The 705-nt window shown below is 50.2% G+C and carries 1 protein-coding gene; it reads right to left on the bottom strand.

Going from position 1 to position 705, the window contains the following annotated elements; translation table 11 throughout:
• Window positions 1-156: 156 nt before the first annotated feature.
• Window positions 157-705: ABC transporter ATP-binding protein (locus HK25_RS12390; RefSeq protein ID WP_143296024.1), on the bottom strand; the 549-nt coding region annotated here is incomplete at its 5' end.

Raw genomic sequence — 705 nt, 5'->3', positions numbered from 1 at the left:
TGTCAGCCATATTAATATCATGAATGACCGCATGCTCAGGCCGGTGGGTGATGGTCACTGGCTGTCCGCAGCTTTGTACCGTTATGGGGTAGGTTGTAGCCTGCGTTGTCGTTGCAAAAAGGCTGACTGTTATGAGGCTGAGCAGAAATGAGCGCATCATGAAGGCAGCGCCGTAAAAACAAAAGTGCTCTGGCCATTTTTCAGGCTCACTTTTTCTACGCTCAGCTGAAAAACTGCCTGAAGCTGAGGCGAAAATAAAACATCCTCTGTGGTGCCATCGAGTATGATCTGCCCTTTATTAAGCAGAACTATGCGCTGAGCAAACTGAGGCACCAGAGCAAGGTCGTGTAAAACAGCAATCACTGTGCAGGGTAGCTGAGCCAGGAGTTTCAGAAAGCGGCTTCGTGCCGCAAGGTCGAGATGATTGGTCGGTTCATCCAGTAATAAAATTTGGGGTGTCTGCGCCAGGCAGCGTGCCAGCATGACACGCTGCTGCTCTCCGCCGGAAAGTTTTCCAAAAGGCGTGTCGAGTAATGAAGCAACCTCACAATGTTCGATGGCTGTATTGATGGCTGCGTGGTCTTGCTTTGCCTGTGAGGTCTGACGAAAAGGCAGACGCCCAAGTGTAATATAATCACGGGTTATAATTTCGGGGGCGGGTCTGTCTGTTTGTGAAAGCCAGGCAATATGCTGCGCTATGTCTGT

This window comes from Acetobacter sp. DsW_059 (assembly GCF_002153695.1).
In the GTDB taxonomy this organism is placed as follows: Bacteria; Pseudomonadota; Alphaproteobacteria; order Acetobacterales; family Acetobacteraceae; genus Acetobacter; species Acetobacter thailandicus.
The sequence above is the reverse complement of the archived record's forward strand: the minus strand, read 5'-3'. Positions and strand labels throughout refer to the sequence as shown.